The 20138-nt window shown below is 45.3% G+C and carries 17 protein-coding genes and 1 pseudogene; 12 read left to right on the forward strand and 6 right to left on the reverse strand.

The annotated features are described in order from the left end of the window. The first annotated feature begins 12 nt into the window (after positions 1 to 12). From srlA to N6H06_RS04910, 4 genes are read left to right on the forward strand one after another with little or no spacing between them, the layout of a single operon-like run. Positions 13 to 528 carry a PTS glucitol/sorbitol transporter subunit IIC gene (srlA, locus tag N6H06_RS04895; protein WP_062746084.1) on the forward strand — a complete coding sequence of 172 codons (516 nt, stop codon included), beginning with the start codon at positions 13 to 15 and terminating at the stop codon, positions 526 to 528. A gap of 16 nt (positions 529 to 544) precedes the next feature. Further along, positions 545 to 1558 (forward strand): PTS glucitol/sorbitol transporter subunit IIB, encoded by a 1014-nt coding sequence (gene srlE / locus N6H06_RS04900; RefSeq protein ID WP_062746086.1) that lies wholly within the window; start codon positions 545 to 547, stop codon positions 1556 to 1558. Between the two features lie 12 nt (positions 1559 to 1570). After that, positions 1571 to 1927, forward strand: coding sequence for a PTS glucitol/sorbitol transporter subunit IIA (locus N6H06_RS04905; RefSeq protein WP_062746088.1), 357 nt, complete (start codon positions 1571 to 1573; stop codon positions 1925 to 1927). 53 nt (positions 1928 to 1980) lie between these two features. Beyond that, entirely contained in the window at positions 1981 to 2919 is a 939-nt protein-coding gene (locus tag N6H06_RS04910; protein ID WP_062746089.1) for a sugar-binding transcriptional regulator, read from the forward strand. A 139-nt stretch (positions 2920 to 3058) separates the two neighbouring features. On the opposite strand, the gene N6H06_RS04915 is transcribed toward N6H06_RS04910, so the two are convergent. Beyond that, complete coding sequence (locus N6H06_RS04915; protein WP_212954224.1) at positions 3059 to 3949, reverse strand: CPBP family glutamic-type intramembrane protease; 891 nt, start codon at positions 3947 to 3949, stop codon at positions 3059 to 3061. A gap of 131 nt (positions 3950 to 4080) precedes the next feature. Here N6H06_RS04915 and N6H06_RS04920 point away from each other — a divergent pair, with 131 nt between their 5' ends. Next, the gene (locus tag N6H06_RS04920) at positions 4081 to 6510 is read left to right on the forward strand and encodes a heavy metal translocating P-type ATPase (RefSeq protein WP_263705765.1); all 2430 of its coding nucleotides are present in this window, start codon (positions 4081 to 4083) and stop codon (positions 6508 to 6510) included. Next, complete coding sequence (locus tag N6H06_RS04925; RefSeq protein WP_263705766.1) at positions 6507 to 6635, forward strand: hypothetical protein; 129 nt, start codon at positions 6507 to 6509, stop codon at positions 6633 to 6635. The genes N6H06_RS04920 and N6H06_RS04925 overlap by 4 nt, the downstream gene beginning before the upstream one ends. Before the next feature lie 69 nt (positions 6636 to 6704). Here the strand turns inward: N6H06_RS04925 and N6H06_RS04930 are convergent, their stop codons facing one another. The 4 genes from N6H06_RS04930 to N6H06_RS04945 all read right to left on the reverse strand — a co-directional run bounded on the left by N6H06_RS04930 (position 6705) and on the right by N6H06_RS04945 (position 11228). After that, positions 6705 to 8609, reverse strand: coding sequence for an FtsX-like permease family protein (locus N6H06_RS04930; RefSeq protein WP_263705767.1), 1905 nt, complete (start codon positions 8607 to 8609; stop codon positions 6705 to 6707). Further along, positions 8584 to 9363, reverse strand: coding sequence for an ABC transporter ATP-binding protein (locus N6H06_RS04935; protein ID WP_062746097.1), 780 nt, complete (start codon positions 9361 to 9363; stop codon positions 8584 to 8586). Before N6H06_RS04935 ends, N6H06_RS04930 begins: the two co-directional genes overlap by 26 nt. Positions 9364 to 9468: 105 nt before the next feature. After that, positions 9469 to 10521 carry a sensor histidine kinase gene (locus N6H06_RS04940; RefSeq protein WP_263705768.1) on the reverse strand — a complete coding sequence of 351 codons (1053 nt, stop codon included), beginning with the start codon at positions 10519 to 10521 and terminating at the stop codon, positions 9469 to 9471. Beyond that, positions 10518 to 11228 (reverse strand): response regulator transcription factor, encoded by a 711-nt coding sequence (locus N6H06_RS04945; RefSeq protein WP_062746100.1) that lies wholly within the window; start codon positions 11226 to 11228, stop codon positions 10518 to 10520. Before N6H06_RS04945 ends, N6H06_RS04940 begins: the two co-directional genes overlap by 4 nt. Positions 11229 to 11600: 372 nt before the next feature. On the opposite strand from N6H06_RS04945, the gene N6H06_RS04950 reads away from it, so the two are divergent. The 6 genes and pseudogenes from N6H06_RS04950 (at position 11601) to N6H06_RS04975 (ending at position 18539) form a co-directional block, all read left to right on the forward strand. Next, the gene (locus tag N6H06_RS04950; RefSeq protein WP_263705769.1) at positions 11601 to 12347 is read left to right on the forward strand and encodes a CpsB/CapC family capsule biosynthesis tyrosine phosphatase; all 747 of its coding nucleotides are present in this window, start codon (positions 11601 to 11603) and stop codon (positions 12345 to 12347) included. A 36-nt stretch (positions 12348 to 12383) separates the two neighbouring features. Continuing rightward, positions 12384 to 12686, forward strand: coding sequence for a hypothetical protein (locus tag N6H06_RS04955; protein ID WP_062746104.1), 303 nt, complete (start codon positions 12384 to 12386; stop codon positions 12684 to 12686). Positions 12687 to 13074: 388 nt separating this feature from the next. Beyond that, complete coding sequence (locus tag N6H06_RS04960; protein ID WP_263705877.1) at positions 13075 to 13923, forward strand: ROK family protein; 849 nt, start codon at positions 13075 to 13077, stop codon at positions 13921 to 13923. Beyond that, complete coding sequence (locus tag N6H06_RS04965; RefSeq protein WP_062746105.1) at positions 13874 to 15673, forward strand: M20/M25/M40 family metallo-hydrolase; 1800 nt, start codon at positions 13874 to 13876, stop codon at positions 15671 to 15673. Before N6H06_RS04960 ends, N6H06_RS04965 begins: the two co-directional genes overlap by 50 nt. A 207-nt stretch (positions 15674 to 15880) precedes the next feature. After that, on the forward strand, positions 15881 to 17398 hold the full coding sequence (locus N6H06_RS04970; protein ID WP_094425881.1) for an MDR family MFS transporter: 1518 nt from the start codon (positions 15881 to 15883) through the stop codon (positions 17396 to 17398). A 227-nt stretch (positions 17399 to 17625) separates the two neighbouring features. Further along, positions 17626 to 18539 (forward strand): annotated as a pseudogene (locus N6H06_RS04975) (class I SAM-dependent methyltransferase). Between the two features lie 65 nt (positions 18540 to 18604). Here N6H06_RS04975 and galT read toward each other — a convergent pair. Further along, positions 18605 to 20131, reverse strand: a complete 1527-nt coding sequence (gene galT / locus N6H06_RS04980; protein WP_095238402.1) for a UDP-glucose--hexose-1-phosphate uridylyltransferase — start codon at positions 20129 to 20131, stop codon at positions 18605 to 18607. Positions 20132 to 20138: the final 7 nt, after the last annotated feature.

Below are 20138 nucleotides of genomic sequence, written 5' to 3' on the forward strand. Positions count from 1 at the left end.
GGAGTGAAAGAGATGGACTGGATTGAATGGTTCGGCGAGCATTTTATCGGCATGTTTAATGCAGGTGGAGAACAATTCATGAATCTCCTTACTGGCATTGTCCCAACGCTAGTCGTTTTACTAACCTTCACTTACGCACTAATTAAATTTATCGGAGAGGAACGGGTCACGAAAGCGATCCGTTTCACTTCAAAATACGCACTGCTACGTTACACCGTTATGCCAATCCTATCGATTCTACTGCTTACGAATCCAATGGCTTACACATTTGGGCGTTTTGTCGAAGAGCGCCAAAAACCTGCTTTCTTTGATTCGCTCGTGTCATTTTTGCATCCGGTTACAGCCTTGTTTCCATACGCAAACGCTGGGGAGCTATTTGTCTATCTCGGCATAGCAAATGGATTGACACAAGCAGGTTACTCGACGTCGGAGTTAGCAGTGCGGTTTTTCCTGGTCGGTATTCTGGTTATGCTGATCAGAGGGTTACTGACGGAGCAAATCACAAAATACCTGATGAAGAGAATGTGACAGGAGGGAAACCGGCATGGCATATAAAGCAGTATTTATCAGCAAAGGTTCAGGCGGGTGGGGGACTGGCCTCCGCATTGAACCGAAAGGGAAAAAGACGAAAGTCGTGTCGATCACAGGCGGGGGAATTCACCCTGTCGCCCAACGCATTGCTGAATTGACTGGGGCGGAAGCAGTCGATGGCTTCAAACATTCAGTCCCAGAAGATGAAATGATGTGTGTCGTGATTGATTGCGGCGGAACGGCCAGAATTGGACTATACCCAATGAAACGAATTCCTACAGTTGATATTCTCGCTTCTTCTCCATCAGGCCCATTGGCAAAACATATCAAAGAAGACATTTTCGTCTCTGGTGTTACACCGAAAGAAGTGTCATTGGCAGAAGCAACAGAGGAGAAGACCGATTCAGCCCCTGCAGAGGAAGAAAGTCGTTTCAACCCAGCAAATAAAGAAGAATTTAAGGAAGAGTACGAAAAAGTCAAAAATGAACATCGTTCTCAAAATGATAACTGGCTCATGCGATTTTCAAAAGGAATCGGAAAAGTCACTGGTGTATTCTATCAGGCCGGACGTGATTCGATTGAAATGCTTATTAAAAATATCATCCCATTCATGGCTTTTGTAAGCATGCTGATCGGCATTATCAATTACACGGGAATCGGCGATTTGATTGCGAATACAATGTCGCCGCTTGCTAGCTCCATTTGGGGATTGATCATCATTGTTATGATCTGCACACTGCCATTTTTATCGCCAGTGCTTGGCCCAGGAGCCGTCATTGCCCAAGTAATCGGTGTCTTGATCGGTAGCCAAATTGCGCTTGGGAATATTCCGCCGCAATTTGCGTTACCAGCATTATTTGCGATTAACGGCCAAGTGGGAGCCGATTTCGTACCAGTTGGGTTATCATTAGGGGAAGCGAAGCCAGAAACAGTACAGTATGGCGTACCTGCCGTCCTGTATAGCCGCTTGATTACAGGCGTGTTGGCTGTTGTCATTGCCTATGTGGCTAGTTTTGGTATGTATTAAGGAGGAAAAAGAATGTATCAAACAATCGTAAAAGAAATTGGACAGATGGCACCATCTTTTGCAGACGACAAAATCGTGATTCTTTTTGGGATGGAAGCGCCAGCAGAACTTAGGGAAATTTCATTCCTCCATGAAGTAGACGGGGAATTTGAAGGCAATCCCATTAAAGAAGGCGGTACACTTATTATTGATGAACAGGAATTTGTGATCGAAAAAGTCGGTTCGGCTGCAAATGAAAATTTGCGGACATTGGGCCACATCTCGATTTACTTTACAGAACCGCAAGAAGAGGTATTGCCTGGTGCTGTGTTTGCCAGTCCACATACATTTCCTGTTATAGAAAAGGGTAGCAAAATCACATTTAAGTAGTACAATAATAGTTGGAAATCTTGTTATGTAAAACCACAGGATAGGGTGGTCAAATGTCACTTTTGGGAGATCGAAGACTTTTAGTGAAAATCGCCCAAATGTATTACGAGGAAGGGGCGACACAATCGGAAATTGCCCAGGCCATTGGTGTAAGTCGGCCGCTTATTTCAAAGTATTTAGCAAAAGCAAGGGAGTTGGGTGTGGTAGAGATTATCATTCATGATCACGACACACATCCATTTACCGGATTGGAATCGAAAGTAGAGAAACGCTATGGATTACGGGAAGTTGTTTGTGTAGAATCCAATGAAAATGATGCTTCTAAAGCGCGGATGGGACAAGCGGCAAGCCATTATTTGTTGCGGATGATTCGCGATGGCCAGACGATTGGCATTAGCTCTGGGACAACTTTGTATGAAGTGGCGATGGCATTGTCATCTAGCCAGCACTTTCCAAACCTGCAATTCATCCCTCTTGTCGGTGGAATGGGCGATGAAAGACTCGACATTCATGCCAACCAAATTGTTGCCAAATTGGCTGATGTCCTTAAAGCGAAGTGCAAGTTGTTGCATGCTCCCGTATTAGTCGATTCAAAGGAAGCAAAGGAGATCATTGTCAATCAGTCTTCGATTAGAGAGATTTTTGAGATTGGCGCAAAAGCGGATATTGCCTTGGTCGGCATAGGGGGGACACCAGAGCACTCAACAATGGTAAAGTCTTATCTCCAGCAGACAAAAGGCGTAATCGAGTATGAGAACATCGTAGGCGACATTTGCTACAATTTCATTGGAGAAGATGGTTGTACGATTGATAATGATTGGAATTCCAGAGTCATTTCGATGGATTTAGACCATGTAAAACAAATTCCTCTCGTGATTGGTGTAGCAAGTGGGAAGGAAAAGGTCAAAGCGATTAAAGCAGCACTTGTTGCAAAGTTGATACACGTGCTTATAACGGATGATGGGACGGCGCGGATGTTATTGGATAGTTGAAAAGGAGAAGGCTATTGAGAAAACGAATCTCAACAGCCTTTTTTTGGTTTTCTGCCGATGTTCGGCTACGATGAGATTTGCCTACATTTGAGCAAACAGAGACATACCTGTTTTTGCAAACTGGCCGTGAGAGCTGGACTTAGCGAGAAATGCCGTGTTCAAACGATTTATTAATCGTTTTACGGGTACAAAAGTAGAGAACGAAGTTGATGCTCCCTAGAACGATAAAGCCAGCAACACCGGTAATCCCGTTGATTAGTTCGGGGTTTCCGCCTGCGACAAGAATGAGACCAATCCCAGCTGTCGCATTCATGACACCATGAAAGAAAGCGGCGGGGTAGATCGTTTTTGCTTTTATCGTTATAAAGCATAAAAGCGGCGACAACAGCATGCAAAAAACAGTCATCATCAAAATACCAAATAAAGGCGTACTTGGGTAATTGTGTCCTGCCAGCGTTAGTGGAGCATGCCATGGCCCCCACAGCAAGCCAATCGCAAAAGACGCTTTCCAGAAGCCAAGGCTTTTTAATTCAGTCAATAACAAGCCGCGCCAAGCTGCTTCTTCACCAAAAGCAAAGGCCGCATTGAGCGTGACACCGGCAAGCAAGGCGTTGATTGCCATCATCCATAGTGGATGAAAAGGCAACGCTTCAAAAGCAGCTTCAGTTGCATTCCTCGTATTCTCATCCATTGCGGAGTAATAGGCTTCCATCGTTAAGGAAAGGCTAGTTCCTGGGAAAACTAATGCGACTAAAAGTGTTGCTGAAACAAGGAAGAATGGTAGAAAGGCGGCGAGAACCCACCAAAGAGAAAAGCGCCCTTTTAATAGCAAAGCAGGTGCGAGCGGCTGTTTGAAGACCGCTTTTTGCGTTATCACGGCACTGGCAAACGGGAAAAGCATATACACCATCGCGAATAATTGAAAGGCTAGAGGATTTCTGTAGGCACCGCTCAGCAAAAATACCGCCCCTGTACCAAAGCTGATACCAAAAAGAATACAAACAAACACAATGAGTTTCTTTTTATCCATGGGCTTTCACGTCCTCGTTTTTTCTATATGTACGTAGAGAAGATAGAAAGGATTCATTTCTCTTGATATACCCCTATAGGGTATGTTATGGTTTAAGCAGATACTTCATTTTAGCCGAGAAGGTGAAATAGATGAGTGAGAAAAAAGCAGCGCTCTCGATTACCGGAATGACGTGTGCCGCCTGTGCAACGAGAATTGAAAAAGGGCTTAACAAGATCGAAGGTGTCTCACAGGCGACGGTTAATTTAGCGAATGAGAAAGCGACCATTATCTATGACAGCAACAAAACCGAGCCGAACGTTTTTGCTGAGAAAATCGACAAGCTTGGCTATGGCGTACGTCTTGAAAAAGCGATCTTTAATGTAAAAGGAATGACTTGTGCTGCTTGTGCAACGAGAATCGAAAAACGACTCAAAAAAATGACTGGTGTCACAGAAGCAAACGTAAATTTAGCGATAGAGCGGGCAACGGTTGTCTACAATGAGGCAGAAACAAACGAACAGGAAATGATTCGCGTTGTTGACAAGCTTGGCTACCAGCTTGAACACGAAGCGGCTAGTAACGGGAACGCCAAAGAAGAAGAAAGCCAGAAGCGTTTCGGATTGTTTCTTTTTTCAGCCATCTTGTCACTGCCACTTCTTTGGACGATGGTGACCCATTTTGAATTTACATCGTTTTTGTATGTACCTGATATGTTCATGAATCCATGGGTGCAACTGGCACTGGCGACGCCGGTACAACTAATTGTTGGCGCGCCTTTTTACAAAGGTGCCTACAAGGCATTGGCAAACAAAAGCGCCAATATGGACGTCCTTGTTGCCCTTGGGACGACAGTTGCCTATGTTTACAGCATTTTTCTTGGCTGGGAATGGTACCAGAGCGGCCAAGTTGGCATGCCTGAATTGTACTTTGAAGCGGCAGCTGTCATTCTTACATTAATTGTGTTGGGCAAATGGTTTGAAGCAAGAGCCAAAGGAAGAACAAGCAAAGCCATTTCTACTTTATTAGGATTGCAGGCGAAAACGGCTCGAGTGATCCGTAATGGCAGTGAAGTCGAGTTGCCGATTGAAGAAGTAAAGGCAGGCGATGAACTTGTCATTCGACCGGGAGAAAAAATTCCGGTCGACGGTTACGTAAAAAGCGGTGCCTCTTCCGTCGATGAATCGATGATTACAGGAGAAGCGCTCCCAGTCAGCAAGGGAGCAGATGATCCGCTAATCGGAGCAACGCTGAACAAGCAAGGGTCGCTGCGGATGATTGCTACAAAAGTCGGCAAGGATACAGCACTTGCGCAAATTGTCAAAGTGGTCGAAGAGGCGCAAGGGTCGAAAGCGGATATTCAACGTATCGCTGATAAGGTGTCTGGCGTTTTTGTGCCTGTTGTCGTTCTCCTAGCGGCAGCCACTTTTCTGATTTGGTATGTACTCATTGATCCAGGCAATATTCGAGCAGCGATTGTTCCATTTATCACGATTTTGGTCATTGCCTGCCCATGTGCGTTAGGTTTGGCGACGCCGACTTCCATTATGGCTGGATCTGGCCGAGCGGCTGAACTAGGGCTGTTGTTTAGAGGCGGCGAACATTTGGAAAATACACGATCGCTTACAACGGTTGTCCTCGACAAAACCGGCACTGTGACGAGAGGGACACCGCAATTAACGGACATTGTGCCTGCAGAAGGAATCGACGAAAACGAGCTACTTGCTGTAGTGGCAAGTGCTGAATTTGAATCGGAACATCCATTAGCGAATGCCATCGTGCAAGGTGCTGCTGACCGTGCCGTTTCCTTAAAGAAGGCTGAGGCGTTTGAAGCATTAACTGGCTATGGTATTCGCGCAAAAGTGGACGGCGTTGTTATTCATATTGGTACACGAAAGCTGATGGAACAGGCAACAATCGATTACACGGCGTTAGAAGAGCGTATGGAAGAACTGGAGCAGCAAGGGAAAACGGCGATGTTGGTAGGCATCGATACAAACATTGCTGGATTGGTTGCAGTAGCCGATACAGTGAAGGAAACCTCTAAGGAAGCGGTGGAACGCCTCCATGAACTTGGACTTGAAGTGATTATGCTTACTGGCGATAATGAGCGAACGGCAAAAGCGATTGCATATGAAGTGGGGATCAACCATGTGATAGCCGGTGTGTTGCCAGAGGAGAAAAGCGATGAAGTGAAACGTCTTCAAGCAGAAGGCAAACGAGTAGCAATGGTGGGCGACGGCATTAACGATGCCCCTGCTCTTGCGGTAGCAGATGTAGGGATGGCGATGGGAACGGGCGCTGATGTGGCGATTGAAACAGCCGATGTCACGTTAATGCGTGGCGATATAAACAGCGTCGCTGACGCGTTTCTCATGAGCAAAAAAACGATGCGCAACATTAAACAAAATTTGTTTTTCGCCTTTTTTTACAATTCGGCGGCGATACCAATTGCAGCGGCTGGACTCCTCGCCCCATGGGTAGCAGGAGCAGCGATGGCCTTTTCTTCTGTATCCGTTGTCGCAAATGCCCTGCGGTTGCAACGGATCCGTATGCCTCAGAGAGGAGCTGCCAGTAAATGACGATTAAACGCTGGGTACTAGCGGCTATCTGCTACATGATTCTTGTCGTGTCAGGCTACGGTTTGCTAACTGGAACCAATCCGTTCGAAAGCACGGACATTCATGAGAGCGAGCCTCACGAGTGAGAAATTGGATTAAAAAACCTCAAGCCCCTGGCAATTGCCAGGGGCTTGAGGTTTTCGACTGTGTAAGTTTTAGTTGAGAGCGGCGCGGAAGTAAAGCAGTCTCGTGATCAAAAAGTAAATCAATTGCAAGACGGCGTAGATGGAAATAACCAAGATCGCATTTAGCACTAGGTTGACATCTAGCATGTTGCTGAGCATGACATAAGCAAAGCTGGCATGGATGCTGCCGACAAGCACAGGCACGAAGAAAAGGAAGGCCATTTGCTTATCCAAAATCCGGCGTTTTTCTTTGTCTGTCAAGCCAATGCGGCTTAAGGCAAACAGTTGTTTTTTCGTATCGGCCAAGTCAGTAAACAATTTTAAATAGAGCATGCTTCCTTGAACAATGAAGAAAAGCAAGCTGACAAACAAGCCGATAAACAGAATTAAGGAATACATTTGCATCAGCATATGGTATTGATACGGCTTAGCTTGCACTAAATAACCGTGTTCTCCTGTTGCGTCCATAATCGCTTCGGATACTTCCGTTTCATTTTGCCAATCGTCAAGTTCATAGGCAATGAAGCGATCGTGTTGAACGGCAGGCGCTTGCTCAGCTTTGGCGAACGCTTCGTCTGAAAGGATAAAGGTACTGTTGCTACTAAACAAGACTTCATTGCGCACTTCAAGATCCGTAAAGGTTTGCTCTGTCTCGCCAAACGTAATCGTCAGTTCATTAAATTGATCAGCTGCAAACAGGTCGGCTTCTCTACTATAAGCGATGACCTCATTGCCTTCTAGGGAAACGGGCTCTAAACCAATGTCTGTACTAATGCGGTTATATGTGCTTTCTGAGATGGCTGAACCAAATAATACGCTAGGTTCGTTCATATAAGATGGCGTGCCTTGGAACATGGCGACCAGCGTTTGTTCATCAATTTTAAACAGAACCTCAGAGTCGTATTCTGCTAGCAATGATTCAACCTTTTCGGTCGTAATTATATCGGCCTCATCGTCAACTTCTTCAACCGTCCAGAAAATTGAGTACGGCATATTCCCCATTCCTTCAGTGAGGATCGCATTAAAAAACATATAAACGGTTCCCGAGGCTGTCAGGACGACAGCGCTAATGACAGATGTCAAAAACAGCATGCGTGCGTAATCTTTTAAACGAAACAAAATGTTTGTCCGCGTAATTAAAGTCGTGCCTGAGTATAAGGAGCGTTTGTTACTGTAAAGGCGCTTGTAAAGCGCTACCGTGCCCTGTGTAAATAGAAAATAAGTGCCGACTACCACAAGCCCTAATACTGGGAACATGGTTAGCATGACGGTCATCATGTTGGTTGTGACAGCTAGCCCATAGCCAGCTCCAAGGCAAATCACCGTAAGCACGGTGAGCCAAACGGATGTCTTTGGCATCATCTTTGGCTTGCTTGCTTCTTTCAGCATTTGAATCACTTCTTGGTTGCGAAGTTTCCAAAATGAAAGGAGCGAGAGAACCTGGAATAATAAGAAAAAGCCAACGCCAGTTACAAGATAAGCAGCAGGCACAAATTTGAACGTAATCGGCGCGTCTACAGCAAGCAACATGGTCATGAACATCAAAAACAATTTCGAGAAAAGCGTGCCAAGCAGAAGCCCGCAGATGATGGCGACAATCGAGATAATCGTTTGCTCATAATAGACAAGGGAGCGCAACTGGCGTCTGTTCATGCCAAAAAGCGTTAAAAGGCCAAACTCCTGTGAACGCACTTGCAAAAAGACATTGTTCGAATAGGCGATAAAAAAGATCGAAAATAAGACAATGATTACTTGTGCGGCCACCATGCCGTTTTTGACGACTTGGTGTATGCTTTCCTCGGCGATATCTGGGTGAAAAATAAACTGGGCATAGATAAAAAAGATCATGACGGTGAACACGCAACTTAGAAAATAAGCAGCATAGCGTTGGGCGTTGCCAGTGATGTTTCTACGGGCGAGTGTGCGCAGATTCATGGAAATCGCCCCCTAAAACGCTAAGCGTGTCTAAAATGTTTTGGTAAAACGTTTGTTGGCGGTCGCCTTTGCGGATCTCGGAGAAAAAGGCGCCGTCTTTGATAAAAATGATCCGGTCGCAATAGCTGGCCGCGGTAGGGTCGTGTGTAACCATTAAAATGGTCGCGTCTCGTTCTTTATTCATGGCCGTAAGCGTATCAAGCACCTGTCTTGCTGCTTTTGAATCAAGGTTTCCTGTCGGTTCGTCGGCTAACACCATTGCTGGTTGGTGGATAAAGGCCCGTGCGCATGCAGTACGTTGTTGCTGGCCTCCTGAAATTTCAGAAGTACGCTTATCCAAAATCGAAGTAATGCTAAGCAATTCAGCAATATTGGCAAGGCGTTTTTCCATTTCTTTGTATGGTACTTTGTCCAATGCCAATGGGAGCAAAATATTTTCGCGAACAGTTAACGTGTCTAGCAAGTTAAAATCCTGGAACACAAAGCCAAGTTCTTTGCGGCGAAAAAGTGCTAATTTATTGTTTGACAGTGTTGCCGGATTGGTGCCGTTAATGATGATTTCGCCTGCTGTCGGTTTGTCAATCGTTGCTAACATATTGAGCAAAGTCGTTTTTCCGCTGCCAGACGGACCCATGACACCAACAAATTCGCCTTTATCAACTTGAAGTTGGAAAGGCAGCAATGCCTTATAGGCGAGCCCTTCCTTTTTCGGATAATAGGTTTTCGTTAAATTTTTGACTTGAAGAATGGACATCGTGCGTTCCTCCTATCACAACGTTTGTGTAATCAGTATAGAAAAGAACGGATGCGTTTCCCATTGAATCAGCTTTCAAATTTCTATGTTTAGCTTACATTTTTGTCATGTTTGATGAAGTGTCTTTGAAGAAAAAACAAGTGTAGCCGTCGTGCCTTTGCCAGGCTCAGAATGTAAATAGAGCCTGTGGCCAAGCTCACGGGCGATCGTTTGCGCCAAATAGAGCCCCATCCCTGTAGATTCTTGGTAGCGCCTGCCATTTTCGCCAGTGAAAAACGGGTCAAATACTCGGGGCAAATCTTTTGCTGGGATGCCTACACCTGAATCGGCTATTGAAAATTCAAGTTGGCTACGCTGTTTTTTAAATGAAAAACGGATGCGTGCTTGTTGCTTTTGCGGCGAATATTTTAAGGCGTTATGCAAAAGCTGGGCGATGATGACGCGAAGCCACTTGCTGTCGCTAGCGACGGGTTCAGCTTCCTCAGCGTCAAGTTCTGGGAAAATGCCACGGCGGATGAACTGGCGCTTTTCCTCATTAATGAGCTCCCTAGCAATTGCTGCAGGATCGACGAGCTCCGCCTTTAAGTCGAGAGAAAAGTGGTCAAGCCGAGCAAGGTGAAGCATCAGTTCAAGACCATGGCGGAAGCGGTCATTTTCGGCACTTATGTCGTCAAGCCATTCTTTATCGGTTAGTGTTTGTTTTCCCTCTTGAACGAGCAAGGAAATGACGGAAACAGGCGTTTTCATATGGTGAACCCACTGATTAATAAACATTTGGTGCTGCTTTTGCGCTTGTTCAAGCCTCTCGACTTCTCGTTGAATGTCTTCTTGTGCCCGCTTATGAAGGCGAAGCCATGCTTGCGCTTCACGAGAAGGAGGATTGGTGGCCTCCAATTCATAGCTTGAGTCAAGAGATATCGTTTTATGATGAGCAAGGCGATGCAATTTCTTTAAATATGTTTTTTGGCGGAGGTAATCGACCGCGAGCCATACAATTAAGAAAAAACTAGTTAACAGCAACAAATAAAAGGCGATCGGCGCGTTGATATTTTCATGGCTTATATGCATATACAACGATGCCGTTAAGATGAGCAAACCTGCGTTCATGTAAAAAAACAAAATCACCGCTAGACGGTCTTTTAAAAACGTACGAATCATGATGACCGCCCACCCCAATTGACGTCCAGCCTATATCCTTGTCCGCGGATGGTTTGGATCGCATCAGTGATGCCAAGTTCTTGCAGGCGCTTTCGTAGTCGTGTCACATTTACAGATAACGTATTGTCATCGACAAAATCCACTTCATCCCACAGCGTTTCCAAGAGCTCGTCCCGACTAACAATCGCATTTGGTGATTCCGCTAAGCGCTGGAACAATAAAAACTCTTTTTTCGTTAATTCCAATTTGGCATCGTTATAGACGAGTTCATTTCGGTCAGGGTAAAAATAAAGGTTGTCCAGTTCTCTTACCGTTTGCTGGATGTCCCGGGCATGGGCGTACTCCCCGTATGAACGGCGCAAGGCGCTTTTTACTTTAGCCAGCAGCACTTCTAAATGAAATGGTTTTGTAATGTAATCATCGCCGCCATTCTCAATCGCCATCACTTGGTTCATGTCGTCTGTCCGGGCCGAGATAAACAATACCGGTACATTGGAAACAGTGCGGAGTTGCCTACACCAATAAAAGCCGTCATAAAGGGGCAAATTAATATCGAGTAAGACAAGATCAGGCTGAATCGCAACAAATTCCTGTTTGATCGTTTCGAAATTCTCCGCCAATGTAACTCGATAGCCGTACCGTTCTAAATGGTCAGCCATAATCCGGCGAATTTGCTGGTCATCCTCGACTATATAAATATGGTACATATAAACCATCCTTTTCTTGCACTATTCACTCTCTAGCATAGCATGTCCACTCGCAAAAGGGGACAATCATCGCTAGGTGTTTAAAATCTAGGCAAACGAGAATAAAATAATCAGATAGATGAGGTTAACATTTCCTTTTATCTATATCTTTTTACCTGTCTATAGTATAAATGGAATAGGTAATAATGTTCAGAAATGGAATGTGGCGGTTGGATAAAACAGGTTACTTTTTCATTGTCTTATGTCTATTTGTCTGGTTTTTCTGATGATTTTATAGGAAATAAGAGTCAATTCTTAAAATGTTTGGTATTTAGGGAGGGGTTTTCTTTCGGGCCGCGAATTTTATATAGCATAACAGAGGAGGCCCAAGATATGTATGACATAATGAACCAACTACTTCCAGCCTCTGAAGGAATTTCACGTACCAATTCGCGCATGCTGGAACAAATGAAGACACTACACGCATCAGGCATTCAATCGCTATGCTACGCTCCGTATTTTGTAGCGATGGAGCCTGATACCCATGGAAAAGCAATTCGTGCCGCTATAAAAGCGCACCAAGATCAAGGCGTATTGCCGCTCTTGCCAGGCCATACGCTGCGACTTTCCTATGATCTTCCAGAAGCGTTACGCTCTGGCCGTGCTCTTACCCTAAATGATACGATGTATGTTCTTATCGACATAGAGAATAAGCCAATTACTGAAGTCGACATCCAATTATATGAGTTGGAGCTTGCCGGATATATACCGGTCATTCTTCATCCAGAAAAACAAACTTGCTTCCAAAATGACACAGACAAACTGTACCGCCTTGTAAAAAACGGCGCCCTTGCGCAAATCCAAGCTGCCAGTCTGCTAGGGGAGAATGGAAAAAAGGCGAAAAAACTTGCACAACAGTTCGTTAAGCATAAGCTAGCCCATACGATTGCTAGTTTTGAATGGCCAACAGATGGCGGCGATTGCTCGCTTTCAAAAGCGGTACCCCTTGTAGAAAAAATCGAACATCCATATGGGGATGAAGTCGTGAAAAACTTGGCGAGGATTTTTAATGGCGAACAAATAGCCATGGAAGAACCCGTCCGTGTGGAAAGAAGTCGCTTTTCCTCCTTTTTCAATTGACGTGTGACTGGTACACTGATATTGGAGGTAGGATAAATGATGAACTCAGTTGCAGAAACACTCATTAGCCAGATCCAAGCACAGGGAAAGGAATTTATTAGTGAGTGGCAGTTTGAAGGCTACATTCCGATGGATGAGGGCGTGCTTTTGTATGTAAAAACCCGTCAAGGCCAGCCAGTTGTCATTAGTCTTAAACAAGAGAGCGAAGACCGCTATCATGTGGAAATGGTGCGAAATAATGATAAATTTGACCGCATCGTTCTTGGTGGCGACTACGATGTGCCAGGATCTGAGTTGGCTATACGCATTGATATGTTGCTTGGCGCTGCGAAACATTAAAAAGAAGCAGCGCCTTTTCCGCTTCTCCAAAAATTGTGAACGGATAGCAGAGGGCTATAACGGCTTTGTTCTTAAATTCTTCGTTTACGTTGACGGCTCCGTAATGTCCACTCGATCAGTATACCCTTTCATTGATGTTCCTCCCTATCGATCTGTGGCCAAACGCTAGGCACATCGTATTTTTATCCGTATTGATTGGTTAGCACTGGGTTCGATTCACTTGCATCATTCCTTGGGGAAGCGCCGTTCATTTTTCTCTTTGAAGAGATTCAATCTTTTCACTGCGAGCCTGCCAAGGGAATGGTATACTAACAGAAAAAGCTCTAGTGCAGGGGGAACGAAAGTGGAACAAGTACGATATGGTGGTTTAGAAGCAGGGGGAACAAAAATGGTTTGTGGCGTCGCCAATGAAACAGGCGAGTGGTTGGCGAAGCTGACGATTCCTACCAAACATCCACAAGAAACAATGCCAGAGATTATCGCGTTTTTTGAAGAACAACAAATTGATAGTTTAGGGATTGGCAGTTTTGGGCCACTTGATCTTGTAAAAGGATCTTCTACATACGGCTCACTGGCAAGTACGCCTAAAAAAGGATGGCAAGGCTATTCGCTCCTTGGCGCCTTTGCCCATTTAAACATTCCTATCTCGATTACAACAGATGTGAATGGAGCTGCGTTTGCTGAAGCTGCTGCTGGTGCTGCCAAGGGGCTTGACAGTTGCGTTTATATTACAGTCGGTACTGGCATTGGCGCTGGCGCAGTCGTAAACGGGACGATTTTGGAAGGGCTTAGCCATCCAGAAATGGGGCATATCCCTGTTGTACGCCATAAAAATGATCGCTATGAGGGCAATTGCCCATACCATGGTGATTGTCTTGAGGGGCTTGCTGCTGGTCCCGCTATTCAAGGGCGATGGGGCAAAGCAGGTGTAGAGCTTGCCGAAGTTAGCGAAGTATGGGAAATGGAAGCATACTATCTAGCCCAAGCAATCGCTACTTACACATACGTGCTGTCGCCAAAGCGAGTTATTTTAGGAGGCGGTGTCATGAAACAACGCCACTTGTATCCGCTTATTCGCAAAGCGTTGGCTACGCAAATCAATGGCTATGTGGAGATGGGCGATCTTGAGGAATATGTTGTGCCTCCAGGACTCGGCGATGACGCGGGTCTTACAGGAGCCGTTCTACTTGCTAAGCAAGCATTTGCCCAAAAGGGGCTTAAGTCGGCAAACCTATAGCCAAATAAAAAGGCAAAGTGACAGAGAAAAACGCTTAGCGGAAAGCCGCTTTGCGTTTTTTCTACAAACCAAAATAGAGGAAGCGGGGATGGCGATGTCAGAACGGTACCCACATGCAAAGCGTGTCTATCAATTGACGCTGGAGCTAATGAAGCAGCCAAGCATTTCTGGAACGACACAAGAACGGGAAATGGCTGACCGCATTGTTGCGGTACTAGAGCGAATCCCTTATTACCAAGCCTATCCGCAGCACATCAAACGCGTCCCTTTAAAAGGCGACTCTCTCGGACGGGAAGCGGTTGTCGCGCTTTTGGCGAAAGCGCCTACGACAAAAAAAGCGACCATGTTGTTAAGCCATTTTGATGTTGTTGGCGTCGATGATTTTGGAATGTATAAAGAGGATGCGTTTACTCCTGATTTGTTAAAAGAAAAGCTTTTGGCCGAGCAAGAGGGCTATCTTGACAAGGACGCACGTCATGATTTGGAATCTAACCATTATTTGTTTGGACGTGGCAGTATGGACATGAAGGCCGGACTTGCGATGCAGTTGTCTGTTTTGCAAGACATCGCTGATGATAAAGACGCAAAGGCCAATGTATGTCTGGTCGCCGTGCCCGACGAAGAAAAGCTGTCAATGGGAATGTTTGCCGCTATCCATGAATTGAAAGCGATGCAGGAAGATGGCTGGAACTTCCAAGCATGCATTTGTTCGGAGCCGAATTTTTCTGCTTATCCGAATGATTGGAACAAATACATTTATACGGGCTCAACAGGGAAGCTGCTCCCGTTCATTTACTGTATCGGCAAGGAAACGCATGTTGGCCAACCGTTGGAAGGCATTAATGCTGCTGTTATGGCTGCCCAACTCGCCGTGGAAATGGAATGGTCAGAGCGGTTTTCGAATAAAGTCGATGGTGAAGTTTCTCCGTCGCCAACATGTTTGCGCATTCGAGACTTAAAGGAAACGTACGATGTGCAAACGCCAAATGAATCTTATTTATTTTATAATGTGTTAACGCTAGACTCAGGACCCCAGGAAGTTATGGAGCGTGTAAAAGAGGCTTGCAACCAGGCAAGCACGCTCATTTATGAGCGCCTTCTCCGCCATCGCCAAGCATTTGGCAATGAATCACTGACAGCACTAGTGAAACAGCCAAAAGTCTATACGTTAACTGATCTTTACAAGCTCGGAGTTCACAAGTATGGAAAGCATGCATTTAAGGACGTTTACGAAGAAGCATTATCCGAAAGTGTAGCGGAAACGGCTGATTACACGACGCAAACACTTGCATTTGCACGGCGAGTGTCAGCCCATTTTTTAGACAGGGCACCTTTTTATTTGCTGTTGCTTGCTCCGCCCTATTATCCACATGTGCGTCTTGACCAGAAACAAGATCAAAGTTTGTTGGCGCTTGTAGAGGAGCTCAAGCAAGTTTGTGCCGATCAATTTGGTGAACGACTTGTGCAAAAAACCTTTTTTCCAGGTCTCTCGGATGTGAGTTATTGCCGGGTAACGAGAGAGGCTGCTGCTCCAGATGTGGCATTGAAAGAGCATATGCCATTATACGAACGAAGTTATCACATTCCCTTAAGGGAAATCGCTGCGCTTAACATTCCGACAATAAACTTAGGGCCTTTTGGCAAAGACGCCCATAAGCGGACTGAACGTTTAGAATTGACATACTCTACGGAAGTTGCCCCAGCGTTACTACTTCATGCTGTAAAACGGCTGGCGGAGCAAATGGACTAAAGCAAAACGATAGGTGAAAAATCCTCATGTCTCTGTTAAAGAGTAGGGAGCAAAGTGACGTAAGGGAGCCTTTGTTTCAGGTTATGGCGCCACTTTTACGGGCGCCTTTTTACAGGCTGTTGTAAGAAAGTAGAAGAACCCGGCTATTTGTCGTAAACTGTGATAAGCTATGCGTAGTGTACTGGTTTTATTGAGGAGATTATACATATGAAGAAAACAAATTCCACTTCCTTCGTAACAGCGGGTTTGCTGCTAGGCATTTTTATGGCCGCCATCGACAATACGATTGTAGCGACAGCAATGGGCACCATTGTTGGCGACCTCGGTCATTATGAGCAATTTGTATGGGTAACGGCTGGATATATGGTCGCGATGATGGCCGGTATGCCTATATACGGGAAATTATCTGACATGTATGGCCGGAAACGTTTTTTCGTATTTGGCTTGCTCATGTTTTTGCTTGGCTCTGTCTTATGTGGCCTGTCGCAAACGATGAATCAATTAATAGCGTTTCGCATCATTCAAGGGATCGGCGGCGGAGCCCTGATGCCTATAGCCTTTACGATTATTTTCGACCTCTTCCCGCCAGAGAAACGAGGAAAGATGACTGGGCTTATTGGCGCTGTGTTTGGCCTTTCCAGTGTCCTTGGACCTCTATTAGGTGCATTTATAACGGAAGCGCTAAGCTGGCATTGGATTTTTTATATCAATGTGCCAATCGGTGCGGTGGCGCTGTTTTTAATTGTCCGTTATTACAAAGAAACGATGGAGGCATCGAAACAAAAAATAGACTGGCTTGGCGCTGGATCCCTTGTTCTTGCAGTTAGTTGCTTAATGTTTGCCCTTGAACTTGGGGGCGGTACGTACAGTTGGGGTTCTCCAACGATCCTTTTGCTGTTTGCGGCTGCGGCGGTTCTGTTTACCGTGTTTGCGTTCGCCGAACGGAAAGCAGAGGAGCCGATCATTTCGTTTTGGATGTTTAAAAAACGTCTATTTGCCACGTCGCAGCTAATTGCCTTTGCTTACGGCGGCACATTTGTGCTTTTGGCTGTGTTTATTCCAATCTTTGTCCAGGCCGTATTCGGCGGTACGGCATCTGACGCTGGGACAACGTTAATGCCAATGATGCTTGGCTCGGTAGTTGGAAGCATGATTGGCGGAGCGCTGCAGACGAAAATCTCGTTTCGGGCAATGATGGTATTTTCAGGCGTCTGCTTTTTTACAGGCATGGCACTGCTAGCAACAATGGGTACAGATGTCACAAGAATAGCATTGGCGCTTTATATCGCTTTAGCTGGGCTAGGCGTAGGCTTTTCGTTTTCGCTTTTGCCTGCTGCTTCCATTAATCAATTATCGCCGCGATTCCGTGGTTCAGCCAACTCAACCAACTCGTTTTTGCGCTCATTTGGCATGACGGTCGGTCTCGCTGTTTTCGGTACTGTCCAAACGCTTTCCTTTTCCAACCGATTAAACGGAGCATTCAAGGAAGCACCAATTCAAGTGGAAAGCCAAAACTTACAAGAATTGTTTACGCCAGAAGGCAGAGCGCAAATACCGCCTGATGTGCTTAGCACAATTACGGAAGCGATGTCCGATTCAATTACATTTATCTTCTCCCTTGCGCTCATTCCGATTGCGGTTGCACTAGTAGCGGCGTTTTTTATGGGCAATGACAAGGTTGAGACAAGCAAAAGCATGAAACGGAACCCGTCGTCGGAAGTATAGCATAGGGAGAATGAAGCAAGGAGACTGCACGAATGTATGGTGTTCTCTCCTTGTTTGTTTATTAGGGAAGTCATTACTAGCTGTAAGCACCTTGGCAAATCCAGAAGTTATAACTTGACAAAAAAATTTATTTATGCTATAATTGAATATTATTGTTTTTATTGTATAATAGGATTCTCCTGGCCAGGGGAATCCTATTTTTTTGAAGATGAAGGAGCGTGTATGGCTTGCAAAAGGGGAGTCCTAGTTTAACTTCTATTATTTCTGCATTTGGAAGAGCATACCATAGTCAGTTTGATCAACCGAAGATTTTTGATGATTATTTAGCGGACCGTTTGCTCTCCGAAGACGAATATGAGGAGATCAAGGCCAACATGATTCAGGGGATTGGTTTTTTTAACGAAGAAATTGCCCAAAAATGGAAAGGCCATTCGGAACAGATATTAAAGTGGATTACCCAAGTACAACTTTCTCCAACGCCTTTAGCGCGTGCCTCCTATTGTGAAGGCGTGCTTCTGAATGAAGTGCGGCTAGGGGCCAAACAGTACGTCATCCTTGGTGCAGGTTTGGATACATTTTGTTTTAGGCATCCAGAGCTGCAGGATACATTAGACATTTTTGAGGTTGATTCTCCGATGACGCAGGAATTTAAGAAGAAAAAGTTAGAGCAGGCTGGTTTTGAGATTCCAAGCCACCTTCATTTCGTTCCTATGGACTTCAGCAAGACGTTTTCTGGGCAACCATTAATCGAGGCAGGGTTTGCTGGCAAGAAGACGTTCTTTAGCCTTTTAGGTGTTTCCTACTATTTGACGAAGGAAGAGCTTTCAAGCTTAATTGCCCATTTGTTTGCCCTTGTGCCAACGGGAAGTTCGATTGTGTTTGATTATGCAGATGAGACGCTTTTTGAAGAAAAAGGGGTTTCAAATCGAGTCGAAAACATGGTGAAAATGGCAGCCGCAAGTGGAGAGCCGATAAGTCCTGTTATTCTTATAGTGAAATGGAATGGCTATTGGAACAATGCGGTTTGCTTATCTATGAGACGCTTACGCCTGAGAAAATCAATGAACGGTACTTTTCTAACAGGCAAGATCATTTGTCAGCATTTGAAACCATTCATTATGTTCATGCAGTCAAAAAATAAAAGTGGCTGGTTCATGAAAGTAGAGAATCAGAGGAAAACACATGGCGGCAATCGCCATGTGTTTTTTATATCAAATCTGATTTTTTGAGAAAACGGATGAAACCAGCCTCCCCTGAGTCTGTATCTTTAAAGACGCCGGCATGGGAGAGGACAGTCGCAAACAGCCGACCGACTTCTTGCTTAAGGAGCTCCTCCACATTCGCTGCTGTAAGGTTCGGCTTTTGCTCTTTTAGCGTTAGCGCCCACTCTTTGTGTTTCGCAATGGCTTCATTTTGCTCAATTTGTTCTGCAGCATTAGCACTCGGTAAGACAGTTGCTAGCTCAGCTAGTTCTTGTTTTAAGCGTCCAGGCAATACGGCTAAGCCCATTACTTCAATCAAGCCAATGTTCTCTTTTTTGATCGCGTGCACGTCCGCATGGGGATGAAATAACCCGAGCGGATGGGCTTTTGTCGTCCGGTTATTGCGAAGGACGAGGTCGAGTTCAAACAAGCCGCCCTTGTTGCGGGCAATCGGCGTAATGGTATTATGAGGTGTCCCGTCACTATCTGCATAAATGTCGAGCGATGGGTCGCTATACGTTTTCCAAGCCAAAAGGATAGCAGTAGCAGCTGCTTGCAACGATGCTAGGTCTGCGCTAGCGAGACGAATGACAGACATAGGCCACTTGACAATGCCGGCTTTTATAGTTGGATATCCTTTTAGAGTAAAAGCCATTTTCAATGGCGCTTTCGCCATTGGAAATGTATGGGCTCCGCCTTGGTAATGGTCGTGGCTTAAAATCGAACCGCCGACTATTGGCAAATCGGCATTGGAGCCAATAAAATAATGAGTGTATTGTTGGACAAATTCAAGCAGCCTTGTAAATGTATTGGCGGTAATTTGCATAGGCCGCTGTTTTTCGAAAAGCACAATGGCGTGTTCTTCATAATAGACATAAGGAGAAAACTGCATAAACCACTGTTCGTTGCCAAGTGTTACCGGAATTAAGCGCAAGTTTTGCCGTGCGGGGTGGTTAACTCGACCGGCAAAGCCAACATTTTCTTTGGCAAGAAGCCCTTTAGGATAGTGGGAAGAGGCTTCTTTTTTGGCCGCAGCAATGGCAACAGGGTCTTTTTCCGGCTTTGATAGATTGATCGTGATTTCGAGGTCGCCATAAGGGGTAGGCGCAAGCCAACTTTCATTTAAGGCGATCCTGTCTGTACGAATGTAATGGGCGTCTTTGCAAAACTGATAAAACGCAGCAGTTGCCGCTTGTGGGCCTTGTTGTTCGCAAATACGGAAAAAATACTCAATGACCGTACTTGGACGCGGCAAAATTGCATCAATCAATTTTGTGTCGAATAAGTCCCGGTATGTGACTGTATTCGCTTCAAGGCGACCATTGTCTGCTGCCCAATCAAGAATCGGGGCAACGATGTCGTAAATGGGCTCATTGGTCTCAGGGAGCGTTTCCCCGATCATCGGCGCATCGAGGCCAAGACGGTCCAGAAGCTGGTTTCGGCTATAGTCGACGTCAGCAAGAGGGAGCAGCTTTTTTTTAACGCCGTAAGCAAGCAATTTTTCAATTTGTGTGTAGATCTGTTTTTCCATCTTATTG

Origin of the sequence: Shouchella tritolerans, assembly GCF_025770735.1 — a bacterium.
Classification (GTDB): domain Bacteria; phylum Bacillota; class Bacilli; order Bacillales; family Bacillaceae_D; genus Shouchella; species Shouchella tritolerans.

What these genes read in the sequence shown, in the direction of transcription:
- N6H06_RS04950 (WP_263705769.1), top strand. Translation starts at nt 11,601, where the DNA reads ATGTATGACATAATGAACCAACTACTTCCAGCCTCTGAAGGAATTTCA.
- N6H06_RS04905 (WP_062746088.1), top strand. Translation starts at nt 1,571, where the DNA reads ATGTATCAAACAATCGTAAAAGAAATTGGACAGATGGCACCATCTTTT.
- N6H06_RS04930 (WP_263705767.1), bottom strand. Translation starts at nt 8,609, where the DNA reads ATGAATCTGCGCACACTCGCCCGTAGAAACATCACTGGCAACGCCCAA.
- N6H06_RS04925 (WP_263705766.1), top strand. Translation starts at nt 6,507, where the DNA reads ATGACGATTAAACGCTGGGTACTAGCGGCTATCTGCTACATGATTCTT.
- N6H06_RS04910 (WP_062746089.1), top strand. Translation starts at nt 1,981, where the DNA reads ATGTCACTTTTGGGAGATCGAAGACTTTTAGTGAAAATCGCCCAAATG.
- srlA (WP_062746084.1), top strand. Translation starts at nt 13, where the DNA reads ATGGACTGGATTGAATGGTTCGGCGAGCATTTTATCGGCATGTTTAAT.
- N6H06_RS04915 (WP_212954224.1), bottom strand. Translation starts at nt 3,949, where the DNA reads ATGGATAAAAAGAAACTCATTGTGTTTGTTTGTATTCTTTTTGGTATC.
- N6H06_RS04940 (WP_263705768.1), bottom strand. Translation starts at nt 10,521, where the DNA reads ATGATTCGTACGTTTTTAAAAGACCGTCTAGCGGTGATTTTGTTTTTT.
- N6H06_RS04960 (WP_263705877.1), top strand. Translation starts at nt 13,075, where the DNA reads ATGGTTTGTGGCGTCGCCAATGAAACAGGCGAGTGGTTGGCGAAGCTG.
- N6H06_RS04945 (WP_062746100.1), bottom strand. Translation starts at nt 11,228, where the DNA reads ATGTACCATATTTATATAGTCGAGGATGACCAGCAAATTCGCCGGATT.
- srlE (WP_062746086.1), top strand. Translation starts at nt 545, where the DNA reads ATGGCATATAAAGCAGTATTTATCAGCAAAGGTTCAGGCGGGTGGGGG.
- N6H06_RS04935 (WP_062746097.1), bottom strand. Translation starts at nt 9,363, where the DNA reads ATGTCCATTCTTCAAGTCAAAAATTTAACGAAAACCTATTATCCGAAA.
- N6H06_RS04970 (WP_094425881.1), top strand. Translation starts at nt 15,881, where the DNA reads ATGAAGAAAACAAATTCCACTTCCTTCGTAACAGCGGGTTTGCTGCTA.
- N6H06_RS04955 (WP_062746104.1), top strand. Translation starts at nt 12,384, where the DNA reads ATGATGAACTCAGTTGCAGAAACACTCATTAGCCAGATCCAAGCACAG.
- galT (WP_095238402.1), bottom strand. Translation starts at nt 20,131, where the DNA reads ATGGAAAAACAGATCTACACACAAATTGAAAAATTGCTTGCTTACGGC.
- N6H06_RS04920 (WP_263705765.1), top strand. Translation starts at nt 4,081, where the DNA reads ATGAGTGAGAAAAAAGCAGCGCTCTCGATTACCGGAATGACGTGTGCC.